Annotated in this window: 13 protein-coding genes; 3 read left to right on the top strand and 10 right to left on the bottom strand. The window is 68.6% G+C overall.

The features are described 5' to 3' along the window. Nucleotides 1-24: 24 nt before the first annotated feature. From TS85_RS15515 to TS85_RS15505, 3 genes are read right to left on the bottom strand one after another with little or no spacing between them, the layout of a single operon-like run. Nucleotides 25-834: a transglutaminase family protein gene (locus TS85_RS15515; protein ID WP_044333442.1), complete on the bottom strand. Its 810-nt coding sequence runs from the start codon at nucleotides 832-834 to the stop codon at nucleotides 25-27. Then, nucleotides 834-1,769 carry an alpha-E domain-containing protein gene (locus TS85_RS15510; RefSeq protein WP_173426280.1) on the bottom strand — a complete coding sequence of 312 codons (936 nt, stop codon included), beginning with the start codon at nucleotides 1,767-1,769 and terminating at the stop codon, nucleotides 834-836. The genes TS85_RS15515 and TS85_RS15510 overlap by 1 nt, the downstream gene beginning before the upstream one ends. A 10-nt stretch (nucleotides 1,770-1,779) precedes the next feature. Beyond that, on the bottom strand, nucleotides 1,780-3,270 hold the full coding sequence (locus TS85_RS15505) for a circularly permuted type 2 ATP-grasp protein (protein ID WP_044333438.1): 1,491 nt from the start codon (nucleotides 3,268-3,270) through the stop codon (nucleotides 1,780-1,782). 312 nt (nucleotides 3,271-3,582) lie between these two features. Here TS85_RS15505 and TS85_RS15500 point away from each other — a divergent pair, with 312 nt between their 5' ends. Further along, nucleotides 3,583-4,515 (top strand): IS110 family RNA-guided transposase, encoded by a 933-nt coding sequence (locus tag TS85_RS15500; protein WP_044329758.1) that lies wholly within the window; start codon nucleotides 3,583-3,585, stop codon nucleotides 4,513-4,515. A gap of 117 nt (nucleotides 4,516-4,632) precedes the next feature. On the opposite strand, the gene TS85_RS15495 is transcribed toward TS85_RS15500, so the two are convergent. Then, complete coding sequence (locus TS85_RS15495) at nucleotides 4,633-6,642, bottom strand: protein-disulfide reductase DsbD family protein (protein WP_044333435.1); 2,010 nt, start codon at nucleotides 6,640-6,642, stop codon at nucleotides 4,633-4,635. Nucleotides 6,643-7,074: 432 nt separating this feature from the next. Between TS85_RS15495 and TS85_RS15490 the strand changes: the two genes are divergently transcribed. Next, the gene (locus TS85_RS15490) at nucleotides 7,075-8,724 is read left to right on the top strand and encodes an alkaline phosphatase family protein (protein WP_044333433.1); all 1,650 of its coding nucleotides are present in this window, start codon (nucleotides 7,075-7,077) and stop codon (nucleotides 8,722-8,724) included. Nucleotides 8,725-8,826: 102 nt separating this feature from the next. Here the strand turns inward: TS85_RS15490 and TS85_RS15485 are convergent, their stop codons facing one another. The 5 genes from TS85_RS15485 to TS85_RS15465 all read right to left on the bottom strand — a co-directional run bounded on the left by TS85_RS15485 (nucleotide 8,827) and on the right by TS85_RS15465 (nucleotide 14,392). Continuing rightward, nucleotides 8,827-9,756: a polysaccharide lyase domain-containing protein gene (locus TS85_RS15485; protein WP_044333431.1), complete on the bottom strand. Its 930-nt coding sequence runs from the start codon at nucleotides 9,754-9,756 to the stop codon at nucleotides 8,827-8,829. A gap of 294 nt (nucleotides 9,757-10,050) precedes the next feature. Further along, entirely contained in the window at nucleotides 10,051-10,926 is an 876-nt protein-coding gene (gene mmsB, locus TS85_RS15480; protein WP_044333429.1) for a 3-hydroxyisobutyrate dehydrogenase, read from the bottom strand. A 131-nt stretch (nucleotides 10,927-11,057) separates the two neighbouring features. After that, nucleotides 11,058-11,831, bottom strand: a complete 774-nt coding sequence (locus tag TS85_RS15475; protein WP_044333428.1) for an enoyl-CoA hydratase — start codon at nucleotides 11,829-11,831, stop codon at nucleotides 11,058-11,060. A 10-nt stretch (nucleotides 11,832-11,841) separates the two neighbouring features. Further along, nucleotides 11,842-12,882, bottom strand: a complete 1,041-nt coding sequence (locus TS85_RS15470; protein ID WP_044333426.1) for an enoyl-CoA hydratase/isomerase family protein — start codon at nucleotides 12,880-12,882, stop codon at nucleotides 11,842-11,844. A gap of 364 nt (nucleotides 12,883-13,246) precedes the next feature. After that, nucleotides 13,247-14,392, bottom strand: a complete 1,146-nt coding sequence (locus TS85_RS15465) for an acyl-CoA dehydrogenase family protein (protein ID WP_044333424.1) — start codon at nucleotides 14,390-14,392, stop codon at nucleotides 13,247-13,249. 131 nt (nucleotides 14,393-14,523) lie between these two features. Here TS85_RS15465 and TS85_RS15460 point away from each other — a divergent pair, with 131 nt between their 5' ends. Then, entirely contained in the window at nucleotides 14,524-14,829 is a 306-nt protein-coding gene (locus TS85_RS15460) for a GIY-YIG nuclease family protein (protein WP_044333422.1), read from the top strand. A gap of 130 nt (nucleotides 14,830-14,959) precedes the next feature. On the opposite strand, the gene TS85_RS15455 is transcribed toward TS85_RS15460, so the two are convergent. Beyond that, a complete protein-coding gene (locus TS85_RS15455) occupies nucleotides 14,960-15,889 on the bottom strand; it encodes a polysaccharide deacetylase family protein (protein WP_044333420.1) in 930 nt (309 codons plus the stop codon). Nucleotides 15,890-16,011: the final 122 nt, after the last annotated feature.

The raw sequence follows: 16,011 nt of genomic DNA, 5'->3' as shown, positions 1-16,011 counted from the left end.
AATGCGTGTGCCGCTGAGCGGAGGCTATTCCTCGCCGCCCAGCCGGTCGACATGCAGGTCGACGTCGAGTTCCTCCTCGCCATAGCCGATCCGCGTCCCCGCGATCGACGCCGCGCCCGCCGCATCGAGCCCCACCGCGACGCGGACATAGCCCGCATCGGGGGACAGGCCGGTGACCGGATCGAACCCGATCCAGCCGATCCGATCGACATAGGCCTCGGCCCAGGCATGCGGCGCGATGTGCGCGCCGTCGTCGATCTGATAGCCCGAGACATAGCGGGCGGGGACCGACAGGCTGCGCGCACCGGCGATGAACATCTGCGCCACGTCGCGCGACGTCGCCGCCTCGCCGGCAAAGGCCTCGGCCGCCGACGTGCCCGTATCGGGCGCATCGGGCAGGCAGGGGAAGCGGGCGTGCAGCGCCGCGTTGAGCCGGTGGACACGCTCCAGCATATCGTCGGTCGCCCCGGCGCTGTCCGCCGCGAAGGCGATCAGCGCCGCGCCCGGCATCGTGCGCGGTGTCGGGCGCAGGTACAGCATCGGCGGCAGCGGCTCGGGCGCGCCGCGCACGATCCCGCTGCTGTCGTTGGTCAGCACTTCGCCGGTCACCGTCACGTCGATCGCGTCGATCGGCCCCTCGGCATACAGCATCGTGATCGCATTGCCGAACCCGTCGACGCCGTCGCGCAGCCGCGCGTCGCAATCCACCCCGACCATCCAGCTCACCACGGTCTGGTCCTGCGTGTCGTTGGGGGTCAGCCGCATAAGCTGGACGATCCGCGCCTGTGGCTCGGTGAAGCGATAGCGGGTGCGGTGGTCGATCGCGATCCGCATCAGATGAACCGGAACTGCCGGGCGATGGCCGCGTCGAGCATGGCATTCTCCTCGATGAACGCCTCCAGATATTCGTGCAGCCCGCTGACGATCACGTCCTGCGTCTTGGTCTTCTGCATCCGCGCCATCCGGGTGCGCGCCATGCGATCGGCCTCGCCCTGCAACCCGGTGCGCTTGGCAAGCTGGCTGAGCAGCCCCACCGTCTCCTCGACACACGCCGCCAGGCTGCGCGGCAGTTCGAAGCGGCTGATCAGCAGGTCGATGACGTTCGCGGGCTGGAGCCCCTCGCTGTAGAGCCAGCGATAGGCGGTGACCGCGGAGACGGTCTGGAGGATCGTCGTCCACTGGTCGCGATCGACCACGCCGCCGACGCTCTCGCCCGCGGGCAGCAGCAGATGGTATTTCACATCGACCAGCCGCGCGGTGTTGTCGGCACGCTCCACCGCGGCGCCGAGTTGGATGAGCAAGGTCGCCTCGTTGCGCATCATCCGGTGAATCGCGCCTTCGAAGCCGCGCGTCTCGCCCTTGACCTGCTCGACGAGGCTCAGCGTCTGGGTCGCGCCGCCGGTCGAGGCGCGGTTCTGGAAGAGCCACCACGCCCGGTTGATCGCGGTCCAGGATTCGCGGGTCAGCGCGGTGCGGACGGCGCGGGCGTTGTTGCGCGCCTTTTCGAGGCACGAGACGATCGAGCCGGGATTGGTCGCGTCGAGCGTCAGATAGCGCGCGACATTGGCCTGGTTGGTGGCCAGCCCGGTCGCGGCGAACCCCTCATCGGTATAGCTGACGGTGAGCGCGCTGACCCACGCCGCCTCGCCCGCAGGCCGCGCCGACAGCGCATCGAGCCGCACTGTCGCCTCGACCAGCCGCGCGATAAAATCGGCGCGTTCCAGATAGCGGCCAAGCCAGTAGAGCGCAGAGGCGGTGCGTGAGAGCATCAGCATCGGATCAGCCCCCCTGCCGCTGCGACTGGAACTGTGCCGCAAACTGAGACTGCATCGCCCCGCCATTGGCGTCCATCAGCACGAAACTGTCCTTGGTCCCGCCGCCCTGGCTGGAATTGACCACCAGCGACCCCTCGCGCAGCGCGACGCGCGTCAGCCCGCCGGGCACCACGCGCACCCCGTCGCTGCCGGTCAGCACGAACGGGCGGAAATCGACATGGCGCGGCGCGAGGCCATTGTCGGTGAGCGTCGGCACGGTCGACAGCGCCAGCGTCGGCTGCGCGATATAGCGATGCGGCTCGGCGATCAGCGCGGCGCGGAAATCCTCGATCTGGCCCTTGCTCGCGGTCGGGCCGACCAGCATCCCGTAGCCCCCCGACCCATCGACCAGCTTGACCACCAGCTCGGGCAAATGATCGAGCACATAGCGAAGCGCGTCGGGCTCGCGGCAGCGGAAGGTCTCGACATTGGGCAGCTTCGCCTCGCCGCCCGAATAGAAGCGGACGATTTCGGGCATATAGCTATAGATCGCCTTGTCGTCGGCGATGCCGTTGCCCGGCGCGTTGATCAGCGCGACATTGCCCGCGCGATAGGCGGCGATCAGGCCCGGCACGCCGAGCAGCGAATCGGGGCGGAAGGTGAGGGGGTCGAGATACTCGTCGTCGATCCGGCGATAGATCACGTCGACCTTAACGCGGCCCGCGATCGTCTGGACCCAGACGATGTCGTCATCGACCACAAGGTCCGCCGCCTCGACCAGCTCGACGCCCATCGAATCGGCGAGGAAGCTATGCTCGTAATAGGCCGAATTGAAATGCCCCGGCGTCAGCACGACGCACATCGGCTTGGGATTATTGCCCGGCGCCACCGACCGCATCGTCGCGAGCAGCATGTCGGGATAGCTGTCGACCGGCGCGACGTGGAAATCGCGGAACAGCTCGGGGCATAGCCGGATCATCGCCTCGCGATTCTCCAGCATGTACGAAACGCCGGAGGGGGTGCGGGCATTGTCCTCGAGCACGAAGAATTCGTCGGGGCCGGTGCGGACCAGGTCGATCCCGCAGATATGCGCCCACACCCCGTGCGGCGGGCGGATGCCGGCGACTTCGGGGCGGAATTGTTCGTTGTTGTAGATCAGCTCGGGCGGGATGATCCCTTCGGCAAGGATGCGGCGTTCGCCATAAATGTCCTCGAGAAAGGCGTTGATCGCCTCGACTCGCTGGACCAACCCCTCGCTCAGCTTTTCCCATTCGCGTTGCAGGAAGACGCGGGGCACGATGTCGAACGGAATGATCCGCTCCGCCGCGTCGCTGTCGCCATAGACCGCGAAGGTGATGCCCAATTGCCGGAACGCGGCCTCGGCCGATTGCTGGCGGCGTTGCAGCTCGGATGCCGGCGTATCGGCGACCCATTGCGCCAAAGCCGCGAATTCGGAGCGCGGCGCATCCGGCCCGCCTTCTCCCCAGATTTCGTCGAACGCCCCGTCAGATCCCATCAAGGCTCCCAAGCGCCGGAGGACCCGGCGGGTTCCATGCTGCAACGCTTTATTGCGGCGCACAAGGGGGGGATTTTGTTGGCAGCCTCCTGGCTAATGGGCGGCTGGCCCCCTATTCTTGGCCGTCATGCTTGTAACTTGCCAACTGCAGCATTGCATGAAGAATGCGGTGCGGCTTCGGCGGGAAGTTCGAATCATGCAAGGGTTGCAGAGCCCGTAGTTCAGCGTGAACAGCCCGCTGTAAGGTCATTGAACCCGAACAGTCGCTTGGGCCTCTGCAAGGCAAGCCCGATTGCGCAAGCCCGGGAGACGATGACCATGACGTATGTGGGTATCGATGTTTCGAAGGATCGCCTGGACGTCCATGTCTCGCCCGCGGGCGAGGCCTGGACGGTCGGGCGCGATGCCGAGGGTCTGGAGGCGCTGGTCGCGCGACTGGGCGTATCGGCCCCGTTGTGCATCGGGCTGGAGGCGACCGGGGGCTATGAGACGGTGGTGGCTGCCGCGCTGGGGGCAGCAGGCTTGCCGGTGGCGGTGATCAATCCCGCGCAGATCCGCCATTTTGCGCGCGCATTGGGCAAGCGCGCCAAGACCGACCCGATCGATGCCGCGGTGATTGCGCGCTTTGTCGAGGCAACGCGCCCGCCGCCGCGCGCACTGGCGGATACCGAGACGCGCGCGCTGGCCGACCTGGTGGCGCGGCGCCGGCAGATCATCGCGATGATGGTGAGCGAGCGCCAGCGGCTGCGGCGCGCAACGCTTCTGCCGCTGCGCAAAAGCATCGAGCGCCTGCTGGCTGCGCTGCAAAAGGAACTGTCCGACCTTGAACGGACGATCGACGAGGCCGTGCGGGGCTCGCCCTTGTGGCGCGATCAGGAGGCGCTGCTGACCTCGATCCCAGGCGTCGGCCCGACCACCGCCCGCACGCTGCTTGCCGAACTGCCCGAACTCGGCCAGCTCGGACGCCGCCAGATCAGCGCGCTCGCCGGCGTCGCGCCCTGGACCCGCCAGTCCGGCCAATGGCGCGGAAAGGCCATGATCGGCGGAGGACGCCCCACCGTCCGCTCGGCCCTCTTCATGGCCGCACTCGTCGCCAGTCGCTACAATCCCGTGCTCCAGGCGCTCTATCAGCGCCTCATCGCCAGCGGAAAACCCAAAAAGGTCGCCCTGATCGCCCTCGCCCGCCGCCTGCTCACCTTCGCAAACGCCATCCTGAGGAGCAAATCCCCATGGCTCGCCGCTTGACGCCAAAGACAGTCGCTGAACTTGTTTCAGCATCCAACCCTCAGTTTGCGTCTCCGCAGCTTGTGGCACCATGGATGCTAAACCAAGTTCAGCATGACGGGAAAGAAGGATGGACTGCTACCCGCCCTTCGCCAGATCGATCAGCGCCTGCTGCGTCAGTATCTGCGGCAGCACGCGCGGCGCCGCCTCGCCCGGCTTGTACCACAGATACAGCGGCACGCCCGCGCGGTTGTGGCGTTCGATGAAGCGGCCCAGCGCGGGATCGCCCTTGGTCCAGTCGCCGACCAGCACCGCGACCTTGCCCTGCGCCAGCGCGCGGGTGACGGGGGCGGTCTCGATCGCGCCCTTCTCGTTGACCTTGCACGTCAGGCACCAGTCGGCGGTGAAATAGGCGAAGACCGGGCGGCCCTGCGCGGTGAGTTCGGCCAGCCGCGCCTCGCTGAAGGGTTCGGCGCCCGCTACGCTCGCCGATGCGGCGCCGGCGGGGGCGGGGTGGACCCAGGCGGCGGCGGCGATCGCGGCGAGGAACAGCGGCAGCGCGGGCAGCCATGCATGGCTGACCCCGCGCAACTGGCGCCGCCCGGCCCACCACAGCCCCAGCGTCGCGAGCAGCGCCGCGCCCAGCCCGATCGCCATGCCATCGACTCCGGCCTGCTTGCCCAGCACCCAGGCGAGCGCGAGCGCGGTCAGGAACATCGGGATCGACAGGATCCGGCGCAGCGTCGCCATCCACGCGCCGGGCTTGGGCAGCACGCGGCGAAATGCGGGGACGAAGCCGAGCAGCAGGAAGGGCAGCGCGATGCCGAGCCCCAGCCCGCCGAACACCGCCATCGCCGCGCCCCAGGGCAGGATCAGCGCCGCGCCCAGCGCCGATGCCATGAACGGCCCCGCGCACGGCGTCGCGACGAACGCCGCCAGCGCGCCGGTGGCGAAGGCCCCGCCGGCGCCCTTCGCCGCCGCGCGATTGACGAAGCGCGGCGCGCCGACTTCGAACAGCCCGGCCAGGTTGAAGGCGATCGCCACGACCAGCAGCAACAGGATCAGAATCACGCGCGGGTCCTGGAGCTGGAACGCCCAGCCGACGCTGGCCCCGCCCGCGCGCACCGCGAGCAAGATCGCGCCGAGCGCGAGGCACACCAGCACCACGCCCGCGGTATAGGCCAGCGCCTCGCCGCGCGGATTGCCCTCGGCGTGATTGGCCTTGGCAAGGCTCAGCGCCTTGAGGCTCAGGATCGGGAAGACGCACGGCATGATGTTGAGGATCAGCCCGCCCAGCACCGCGCCGAGGAACGCGACCAGCGTCGCCAGCCACAACGATTGCGGCGCGGCGGGCGGGGGGACGGCGCCGGGGACTGCGCGCAGGTCGAGGCCCTGCTTGCCGATCGCGAGCATCCCCTCGATCGCGGCGGGATTGTCCTTGGCGGCGGTCTCGATCACGATCCGGTCGCCGTCGCGGCTCACGCTCTGCGGCGCGGCATAGTCGATCGCGCCCTGCGTGCGGGGGTAGAAATAGGCGTCGGCGAGCGGCGCGTCGGCGGGATAGGGCACCGCGATCCGCACGCGCCCGCCCTCGACCTGGAACGCCGCCGCGGCATCGAGCGGGCGGGGCAGCGCGGTGCGCCAGCGATCAAAGTCCGCGCGGCGCTCTGCGCCGGGGGTGCCGATGCGCAGCTCGGTCGTCAGATTCGCCTTTTCGGGGACGCACAGCGAATCGGTGCAGACAAGGTAATCGAGCGTCAGCGCGATCGGCAGCCGGGTGCCGGGTGCGGCATCGGGCAGCTTGAGCGTCACCAGCAGCGCATAGGGACCCTCGAACACATAGTTCATCAGCCCCGCGATCGTCAGCCGCTGCGGCACCGGATAGCGTAGCGGCCCGGCGGTGACGCCCGGCGGCAGCGTCCAGTCGGCGCGGGCGGGGAGGCCCGCATCGCCCGGATTCTCCCAATAAGCGTGCCAGCCGGGCTGGGGGGTGGCGTCGATCGCCAGCGTGACCTCGCCGCCGGGGGCGGGGGTGGCGGTTTCGGCGACCAGCGCCATGCGGACATGCTGCTCGCGCACCGGCTGCGCGGCGGCGGGGGCGGCGAGTGCCACCAGGAGCATCGGGAGCGCAGCGAGCCAGCGGATCATGCCCGTTCCTTGCGACCGTGGCGGCGGGTTGGCAATCCCGGAGGGGGTTCCCGGCGCTACCACTGCTCGTCACCCCGGCCCTGTGCCGGGGCCCACCCAGCCGCACGGGAATCCCCTCTCGCTCTTGCGTCAGCCCCCGCAGCCCGGTGGGCCCCGGAACAAGTCCGGGGTGACGGTAGGTTGGGAAGGTCACTCCCTCGGATCGTTGTTTCGCACCCCCTTGCCGTCACCCCGGCCTTGTGCCGGGGCCCACCGTGCAGCAACGGTGAAAGCAAGCGGCTTAGAGCGTCTCCGCTGCCGCCCGGTGGGCCCCGGCACAAGGCCGGGGTGACGAAGTGTGTCCGATACCCGATTGCGTCCGCCCTGCCGCAGCGGCTAGGTGCGCGCGCTCGCTGCGGCGGGTCCCGGAGTCGCTACTGGAGCTTGCCCGCCATGAAGGTCCTACGTTCCGCCGCCCTCGCGCTGGGGCTGTTCGCCGCCGCTCCGCTTGTCGCGCAGGATGCCCCAGCGCCGGCCCCCGCCGCGCCCGCGCCGGCCACGCTGCCCAAGCTGCTCGTCGTCGTCTCGGTCGACCAGTTCTCCGCCGATCTCTTTGCCGAATATCGCGCGCAATTCACCGGCGGGTTCGCGCGGCTGATGTCGGGGGCGGTGTTCCCGGCGGGATACCAGAGCCACGCCGCGACCGAGACCTGTCCCGGCCATTCGACGATCCTCACCGGCGCCCATCCCGCGCGCACCGGCATCGTCGCGAACGACTGGACCGATTTCAGCGCGCCGCGCGCCGACAAGACCGTCTATTGCGCCGAGGACGAGAGCGTCCCCGGCAGCACGTCCAGCAGCTACACCGTGTCGGACAAGCATCTGAAGGTGCCGACGCTCGGCGAATGGATGAAGGCCGCCGACCCCGCATCGCGCGTCGTATCGGTCGCGGGCAAGGATCGCGCCGCGGTGATGATGGGCGGGCATCAGGTCGACGAGCTTTGGTGGTGGGACGGCAAGGGCTTCGTCTCCTATGCCGGGCGCACCCCGCCGCCGGTGGTGACGCGGATGAACGCCGGCGTCACCGAACGCATCGCTGAGGCGCAGCCGCCGCTCGACCTTCCCGCCTTTTGCAAGGCGCGTGCCCGCGCGATCCCGCTCCCCGGCGGGCGCACCGTGGGCGACGGGCGCTTTGCGCGCGACGCAGGCAATGTCGCCGCCTTCCGCGCCTCGCCCGAGTTCGACGAGGCGATCCTCGCGCTCGGCGCCGGGCTCGCGCGCGACATGAAACTGGGGCAGGGCGGGCATACCGACCTGCTAATCGTCGGCGCCTCCGCCACCGACTATGTCGGACACACGCTGGGTACCGAGGGCAGCGAGATGTGCCTCCAGATGCTGTCGCTCGACCAGAGCCTGGGCAAGCTGTTCGCGGTGCTCGACACGTTCGGCGTCGATTACGCCGTCGCGCTCACCGCCGATCATGGCGGGCACGATTTGCCCGAGCGCAACCAGGACCATGCCGCGCCGATGGCCGCGCGCGTCGATCCGGCGCTCAACGCGACGGCGATCGGCAAGCAGGTGGCTGCGAAGCTCGGCATTGCCGGGCCGGTGCTGGTCGGCGGTTCGTTCGGCGACGTCTATATCGATCCGTCAGTGCCTGCGGCCAAGCGCGCCGCGGTGCAGGCCGAGGCGATCCGCCTCTATCGCGCGCACCCGCAGGTGTACGGCGTCTACACCGCCGCCGAGATCGCGGCAGCGCCCGCGCCCAAGGGGCCGCCCGAGACCTGGACGATGCTCGAACGCGCGCACGCCTCGTACAGCAAGGGCCGGTCGGGCGATTTCGTAGTCGCGCTCCAGCCGCGGATCACGCCGATCGCGGTGCCGAAGGGCAGCGTGGCGACGCATGGCAGCTTCTGGGACTATGACCGCCGCGTGCCGATGCTGTTCTGGCGCAAGGGGATGACGGGCTTCGAACAGCCGCTGTCGGTCGAAACGGTCGACATCGCCCCGACGCTGGCGGCGCTGATCGGGGTGCCGGTGCAGGGGACGATCGACGGGCGTTGCCTCGATCTGGACGCGGGGCCGGGGACGACGTGTAAGTAAAACGGTTCCCCTGCGAAAGCAGGGGTCCAGAGCCTCAAGCGAACCGCCCGCGATCCTGGACCCCTGCTTGCGCAGGGGAACAGTGCTTTCAGGAGAACCGCCCTACCGCCGCCGCTCGAACGCGCGGATGCCCGGCCCAAGCTGGTTCTCCCCCAGTGCCAGCCGCTCGCCGCTCAGGTCTGCGACAAAGGCCGGGTTGCCCGGTGCGCCGGGGGCCAGCGTCGCGCGGTTGCCCTCGATCCGCAACCCCGCCGCGGGATAGGTCCGCCCCTCCGCGGCGACGGCGATCAGCGCCGAGCTGTTCTCCTTGCCGCGCCCCTGGACAAAGGTGTTTCCGGCGATGATCCCCGTGCCGCCTTCGGACAGGTCGATCATGTAATTGGTCTTCTGCCCCTGGCTGTCATCGAAGCTGTTGCCGGTGATCGCCACCTGCCGCGCGCGCAGCTTGACATAATGCCCCCCGGTGCCGCGTTCGAAGCGCGAGCGGGTGATCGTGACCAGCCCGTCGACCGCGAGATAGAGCGCATGGCTGCAATTCTCGGTCTCGCACTGGCCGAGCCCGGAAAAGGTCGAGCGGTCGATCGTGATGTGGCGCACGGTCGCGTGCCCGCCACCCAATATGCCTTCCTGGCTGTCGAGGAACATCGCGTTGGTGACGGTCAGGTCGCCCATCTCGATGCGGATGCCCGCGCCATTGCCGTCGGGCACCGCATAGCCCCGGAACACGATCCCATCGACCACCGACCCGCGCCCGCGCAGCACGAACGCCGCCTTGTCCTCGCACACTTCGCGCTCGAAGATCGCGGTGCCGGGTTTCACTGCCCTAAAGGTGATCTTGCCGCCGGTCTGGACGGTGCATTCGCGATAGGTGCCGGGGGCGATCAGGATGGTCGCAGTGCCGTCGCGTACCGCGGTCACCGCGGCGTCGAGATGCTGGAAGCCCTGGCCGGTCTCGGCGATCGTGAAGGGCGCGCGCTGCTGCTGCGCGGCGGCGGGGGTGGCGAGGGCGAGGAGCAGGATCAGGGGGCGCATGGGCGGGAGTGTGCGCAGGGGAGGGAAAACAGTGCGTTAACGGAGTACAATCCTCCCCCGGAGGGCAGGGTAATCGCATCTGGAATCGCGTCACCCTCACCCTTCCCACCGCCTTCGGCGGCGGGCCCAGTATCGGGTGAACAGCGCCCCGCGCTGTTCAGGCCATGCCGGGGGCATGGCCGACCCGGTACTCCTCTCCCGCTGGGAGAGGGAGGGAGCGCCGGAGGCGCGGAAGGGTGAGGGTGACGACAATGTATATGCAATTGCCCTGCCCTCCGGGGGAGGATCAGCGCTTTACCGCAGCGTCTTGATAATGCCCGAAAAGTCCAGCCCCGCACCCTCGCCCGCGACGAACGCCTCGTAGAGCTCCGCCGCCCGCGCGCCCATCGGGGTGTTCGCGCCGACGCTTGCCGCCGCCGCCATCGCCAGCCGCAGGTCCTTGAGCATCAGCGGGGCGGCGAAACCCCCTTGATAGTCGCGATCCGCCGGCGTCTCGGGCCCGACGCCGGGGACCGGGCAATAGCTGGTCATCGACCAGCTCTGGCCCGAGCTGACCGAGGCGATGTCGTAGAAGCGCTGGAGGTCGAGCCCCAGCTTTTCCGCCAGCACGAATGCCTCGCACGTCGCGACCATCTCGGCGCCGAGCAGCATGTTGTTGCAGATCTTCGCCGCCTGGCCCGCGCCGCTTCCCCCGGCATGGATCACGGTCTTGCCCATGTCGGACAGATAGGGCTCGGCGCGGTCGAACGCGGTCTGGCTGCCGCCGACCATGAAGGTGAGCGTCCCCGCAGTGGCCGCCGCGATCCCGCCCGATACGGGGGCGTCGACCGCGCTCAGCCCGCGCGCCTGCGCCGCCTCCGCCACGCGCCGGGCGGTATCGACGTCGATCGTCGAGCAATCGATCAGGATCGCGCCCGGCTCCGCGGCATCGAACACCGTCTCGGCATAGACGCTTTCGACATGGCTCCCTGCGGGCAGCATGGTGACGATGGCCTCGGCGCCGTCGACGGTCTCCGCGGCGCTCGCCATTGGCAGGCACCCGGCCTTTTTCGCGCGATCGAGCGCTTCGGGCGACAGGTCGAACGCGCGGACGTCATGCCCCGCCTTCGCCAGGTTCGCGGCCATCCCGCCGCCCATATTGCCCAGTCCGATGAATGCGATGCGTGCCATTTAGCTTCTCCCCTCCCGCTTGCGGGAGGGGCGGGGGTGGGCCCTCGCTCCCGGCAAGCGGTGCATATGCGGATGGCGGGGGCCCACCCCCCAGCCCCCTCCCGCAAGCGGGCGGGGGAGTCAGAAGCCCCCTACTTCCCCGTCCAGTTCCCCGGGCGCTTCTCCACAAACGCCGCCATGCCTTCCTTCTGGTCCGCGGTGCCGAACAGCGCGTGGAACAGGCGGCGCTCGAACTGGACGCCCTGGGCCAGCGTCGTTTCATACGCCGCGTTGACCATTTCCTTGTTCGCCTTGATCGCGAGCGGCGCCATGCCCGCGATCAGCGCTGCGGTCTTCACCGCTTCGTCGACCAGCTCGGCGGCGGGGAGGATGCGGCTGACAAGGCCCGCGCGTTCGGCCTCGTCGGCGTCCATCATCCGGCCCGTCAGGCACATTTCCATCGCCTTGGCCTTGCCCACTGCGCGTGCCAGCCGCTGCGACCCGCCCATGCCGGGGGAGACCGCGAGCTTGATCTCGGGCTGGCCGAACTTGGCGGTGTCCGACGCCAGGATGAAGTCGCACATCATCGCCAGCTCGCACCCGCCGCCCAGCGCATAGCCCGATACCGCGGCGATCACCGGCTTGCGCGTCGCTGTCACCCGGTCATAGCCCGCGAAGAAATTGCCGCCATACATGTCGGCAAAGCCCTTCGACGCCATCTCCTTGATGTCCGCCCCCGCCGCAAAGGCCTTTTCGCTGCCGGTCAGCACTGCGCAGCCTTGCGACTCATCGGCGTCATACGCCTCGAGCGCGGCGATCAGCTCGGCCAGCACCTGCGAATTGAGCGCATTGAGCGCCTGGGGGCGGTTGAGCGTGATCAGCGTCACGGCGCCGCGTTGTTCGACGAGCAGGGTTTCGTACACCATCTAAAGTTCCTCAGGCCGGTGCCCAGGCTTCGGCCTCGGGCAGGGGGGCGAAAATCTGGTCGATCACATGATCGGTGACGCCGTCCAGCGTGGCGGGGTGCCAGCGGGGGGCATTGTCCTTGTCGACGATAGCCGCCCGCACGCCCTCTGCGAAGTCCGGGCGCTGCACGACGCGCGTCGCCACGGCATATTCCTGGCGCATCTCGTCCTCGAAGGTGGGCATATAGCGCCCGTCGCGGACCAGCTTGAGCGAGACCTTGAGCGCCTGGGGCGATTTGGTCGCGAGCGTCGCCGCCTGCGCGATCGCCCAGTCGCCGCCATCGGCCGCCAGCGCCGCGACGATGTCCTCCACCGTGTCGCCCGCGAACAGCCGGTCGATCTCCGCACGGTGACTTAGGATGCGGGCCTCGGGCGCGGGGGCGGAAAAGGCCTCCAATGCGTCCTCGGCAAACACCGGATCGGCCTGGATCGCGATCTTGGCATGGTCCAGCCGCTCGGCGGGGAGGAAATGCGTCGCCAGCCCCACCGCGAGGCATTCGCCGCCGTCGAGCCGCGCGCCGGTCAGCGCGAGATATTCGCCGATATGCCCGGGCAGCCGCGACAGATACCAGCCGCCGCCGACATCGGGGAACAGCCCGATGCCCGTTTCCGGCATCGCGAATTTGGTGTTCTCGGTCGCGATGCGGAGCTGCGCGGGCTGCGAAATGCCGACGCCGCCGCCCATCGTCACCCCGTCCATGAACGCGACGATCGGCTTGGCATAGGTGAACAGGCGATGGTTGAGCTGGTACTCGATGCGGAAGAAGTCGCGCGCCGCCGCCCCGTCGCCCGCGCCGCTTTCGCCTATCATGCGAATGTCGCCCCCGGCGCAAAAGCCGCGGCCCTCGGCATGGTCGAGGATCACGCCCTCGATCGCCGGATCGGCGCGCCACGCCTCCAGCGCATCGAGCATCGCCGCGCACATCGCGGTGTTGAGCGCGTGGAGCGCCCTGGGCCGGTTGAGCCGGATGCGGCCGAGCCGGCCTTCGGTGGAGATGCGGACGTCGGTCATTTGGGTCTCACGCGAAGGCGCAAAGGCGCGGAGGGGAAACAGAAATTAGGGGTTCGCGCAGAGGCGCGGAGGCGCAGAGAAGAAGGGGGTCTCACACAAAGGCACAAAGGCACAAAGGCGCGAAGCGCGAGGAAAGCGGCTTCGCCGCAGTGCGTGCGTGGCGAAAGACACCCCTTCTTCTTCGCGGCTTCGTGGCTTCGTGTGCAAAAACGCGACATCAGATCCTCCCCGGCACGGGGAGGGGGACCAGCCGCAGGCTGGTGGAGGGGGAGGGCCGCAAGCGGGCCGCGCGTGGATGGCCCCCTCCACCACGCCCTGCGGGCGCGGTCCCCCTCCCCGTGCCGGGGAGGATCAGGAAGCCAGCTCACTCGCGCACCAGCTCGCGCCCGATGATCATCCGCATCACCTGGTTCGTCCCCTCCAGGATCGAATGCACCCGCAAATCGCGCCAGAAGCGTTCGATCGGATAGTCCATCAGATAGCCATAGCCGCCATGGAGCTGGAGCGCGCGGTCGACGACGCTGCTGCCGGTGTCGGTGGCGAAGCGCTTGGCCATTGCCGCGAATTTGGTCTTGTCGGGGGCGTTCGCGGTCACCTTGGCGGCGGCGAGATAGAGCAATGCGCGCGCCGCCTCCAGCTCGGTCGCCATGTCGGCCAGCATGAACTGGGTGTTCTGGAAATCGGCGATCGCCTTGCCGAACTGCTTGCGCTCGCGCGTGTAGCGAACCGCCTCGTCGAGGCAGCGCTGCGCCCCCCCCAGCGAGCAGGCGCCGATATTGAGCCGCCCGCCGTCGAGCCCCATCATCGCGATCCGGAATCCCTCGCCCTCGGCGCCGACCAGATTGGCGACGGGGACGCGGACCTCCTCCAGGATCACCTGCGCGGTCGGCTGCGAATGCCATCCCAGCTTGCGCTCGTTCGCGCCGAAGCTGACGCCGGGCATGTCCTTTTCGATGAGCAGGCACGAAATGCCCTTCGGCCCCTCCTCGCCGGTGCGGACCATGACGAGGTACACGTCGTTCGCGCCCGCGCCGGAGATGAACTGCTTGGTGCCGGTCACCACATAGTGATCGCCGTCCCTTACCGCCCGCGTCTTGAGCGCGGCGGCGTCGGAGCCCGAGCCCGGCTCGGTCAGGCAATAGCTGGCGATGCGGTCCATCGCGACGAGATCGGGCAGATACCGGTCCTTCAGGTCCTGCGACCCGAACCGGTCGATCATCCACGCGGCCATGTTGTGGATCGAGATGAACGCGCTGGTCGACGGACAGCCATAGGCCATCGCCTCCATGATCAGCGCCGATTCGAGCCGTCCAAGCCCGATGCCGCCGCTCTCCTCGGACACATAGATCGCCGCAAACCCCTGCGCCGCCGCCGCCCGGATCGCGTCGCGGGGGAAGATATGCTTCTCGTCCCATTCGCCGGCAAACGGCGTGATCGCATCGGCGGTGAACTTGCGCGCCATGTCCTGGATCGCACGCTGGTCGTCGGTGAGGTCGAATTGCTGGGTCATTGCGGGCCTGATCTCAAGCCGTCATCCTGACGAAAGTCAGGATCCATTGGGGTCTCCGCTGCGGTTCTTTCGCAAACGGAGTGGCGAACGGATCCCAGCTCTCGCTGGAACGACGAGGGGGTGTGGGGACGATGGACAAGCTGCCCTGCGTGTACATGTTCGCGAGCGGGCGCCACGGCACACTGTATGTCGGCGTAACGGCGGACCTGATGGCGCGTGTGCATCAGCATCGCAGCGGCTCGCTGGGCGGGTTTACCAAGCGGCATGGCGTGAAGCGACTCGTCTGGTACCAAACCGGCGGCGACATGGCCGGGGCGATCCTGCGCGAGAAGCAGCTCAAGGCGTGGCGTCGCGACTGGAAGGTGGCGCTGATCGAGCAGGACAACCCATGCTGGGAGGATTTGGCGATCGGACTCGGTTTCCCGCCGCTGGGGTAGGAGGCGACACCCCCAAATCCCGTCATCCTGACGAAAGTCAGGATCCATTGGGGCCTCCGCTGCGGTTCCTTCGCAACCGGAGAGGCGAATGGATCCCAGCTTTCGCTGGGATGACGAAGGTGGGCGGCCATCACTCCGCCACCTCGTGCAACACGCGCTGCGCAAACAGCGCATTCGCGAGTTTCACGTTATTCCGCGCGTACCAGCGCGGCGCCGGTAACCCCTTTTCCCACGCGATCGACTCCAGCAGCGTGCCCTGTGCCGAGGGCACGTCGGGCATCGCCTCGCGGAGCGGATCGGCATAGGCTTCGTCGGGCGACACGACCTGCCACCCCCGCCGCCGCAGCTCACGGATCACGTCGCCGATATAGAGCGCCGCCAGATCGGTCTCGTGCATCAGGAAGACCTGCGCGGGCTGGCGGCCCAGTGCCTTGATCGCGAGCCCGTCGCCATATTCGGCGGCCTCGACCATCGTCTCGACATAGAGGTCGCGCAGCGCCTTGCGGTCGATCGCCTTGCCGGCCTTCACCGCGGCGATCGTGTTCGCCTCCAGGTTCCAGTCCGACCCGTCGACCGTCACATAGCCGTTCTGCAGGCCCCGTGCCTTCAGCGCCGCCCGCAGCGCGTCGCGCTTGACCTTGTCGCCCCGGCCCTCGTCCAGATAGGGGAAGCGATACCAGGGGCGATAACCCGGCTGCGGCTTGAGCCATGCCTCCGCCCGGTCGAGATCGGCGAGATAGGCGTCCACCGGCGTCGCCGACAGCGACAAATGGCTATAGCCGTGATTGGCGATGACATGCCCCGCGCGGACATAGCGCGCGATCCGCTCGGCCCCGCCGACGCCGTCGTCGACGCCGATCTGGCCCGGATTGACGAACAGCGCGACCTTCACCCGCGCCTTGCGGAACGTCGCGATCAGCCGCCGCGTCCGTTCCTCGGGCGTCAGGAACGCGCCCCGGCTGCGCGGCACATCGTCAAAGGTCAGCGCGATGCGCTTCTGCGCCTGCGCGGGCACCGCAAGCGCCAGCGCCGCGACCAGCAGGAGAATCAGCCGGCGCATGCGCCTCACCCGATCGTCCAGAGGAAGGCGTCGTCCGATTGGCCAATGATGAGACGGTCGATCCTGCGCATCCAAAGCTCTCCCGCGGCGGCCCGATACTCGACTCGCCTGCTGTAATTTTA

It is taken from the genome of Sphingomonas hengshuiensis (assembly GCF_000935025.1).
GTDB lineage: Bacteria > Pseudomonadota > Alphaproteobacteria > Sphingomonadales > Sphingomonadaceae > Sphingomonas > Sphingomonas hengshuiensis.
Note: the sequence above shows the minus strand (reverse complement) of the source record. Positions and strands in the feature narration are given on the sequence as shown.

What these genes read in the sequence shown, in the direction of transcription:
- TS85_RS15515 (WP_044333442.1), bottom strand. Translation starts at nt 834, where the DNA reads ATGCGGATCGCGATCGACCACCGCACCCGCTATCGCTTCACCGAGCCA.
- TS85_RS15510 (WP_173426280.1), bottom strand. Translation starts at nt 1,769, where the DNA reads ATGCTCTCACGCACCGCCTCTGCGCTCTACTGGCTTGGCCGCTATCTG.
- TS85_RS15505 (WP_044333438.1), bottom strand. Translation starts at nt 3,270, where the DNA reads ATGGGATCTGACGGGGCGTTCGACGAAATCTGGGGAGAAGGCGGGCCG.
- TS85_RS15500 (WP_044329758.1), top strand. Translation starts at nt 3,583, where the DNA reads ATGACCATGACGTATGTGGGTATCGATGTTTCGAAGGATCGCCTGGAC.
- TS85_RS15495 (WP_044333435.1), bottom strand. Translation starts at nt 6,642, where the DNA reads ATGATCCGCTGGCTCGCTGCGCTCCCGATGCTCCTGGTGGCACTCGCC.
- TS85_RS15490 (WP_044333433.1), top strand. Translation starts at nt 7,075, where the DNA reads ATGAAGGTCCTACGTTCCGCCGCCCTCGCGCTGGGGCTGTTCGCCGCC.
- TS85_RS15485 (WP_044333431.1), bottom strand. Translation starts at nt 9,756, where the DNA reads ATGCGCCCCCTGATCCTGCTCCTCGCCCTCGCCACCCCCGCCGCCGCG.
- mmsB (WP_044333429.1), bottom strand. Translation starts at nt 10,926, where the DNA reads ATGGCACGCATCGCATTCATCGGACTGGGCAATATGGGCGGCGGGATG.
- TS85_RS15475 (WP_044333428.1), bottom strand. Translation starts at nt 11,831, where the DNA reads ATGGTGTACGAAACCCTGCTCGTCGAACAACGCGGCGCCGTGACGCTG.
- TS85_RS15470 (WP_044333426.1), bottom strand. Translation starts at nt 12,882, where the DNA reads ATGACCGACGTCCGCATCTCCACCGAAGGCCGGCTCGGCCGCATCCGG.
- TS85_RS15465 (WP_044333424.1), bottom strand. Translation starts at nt 14,392, where the DNA reads ATGACCCAGCAATTCGACCTCACCGACGACCAGCGTGCGATCCAGGAC.
- TS85_RS15460 (WP_044333422.1), top strand. Translation starts at nt 14,524, where the DNA reads ATGGACAAGCTGCCCTGCGTGTACATGTTCGCGAGCGGGCGCCACGGC.
- TS85_RS15455 (WP_044333420.1), bottom strand. Translation starts at nt 15,889, where the DNA reads ATGCGCCGGCTGATTCTCCTGCTGGTCGCGGCGCTGGCGCTTGCGGTG.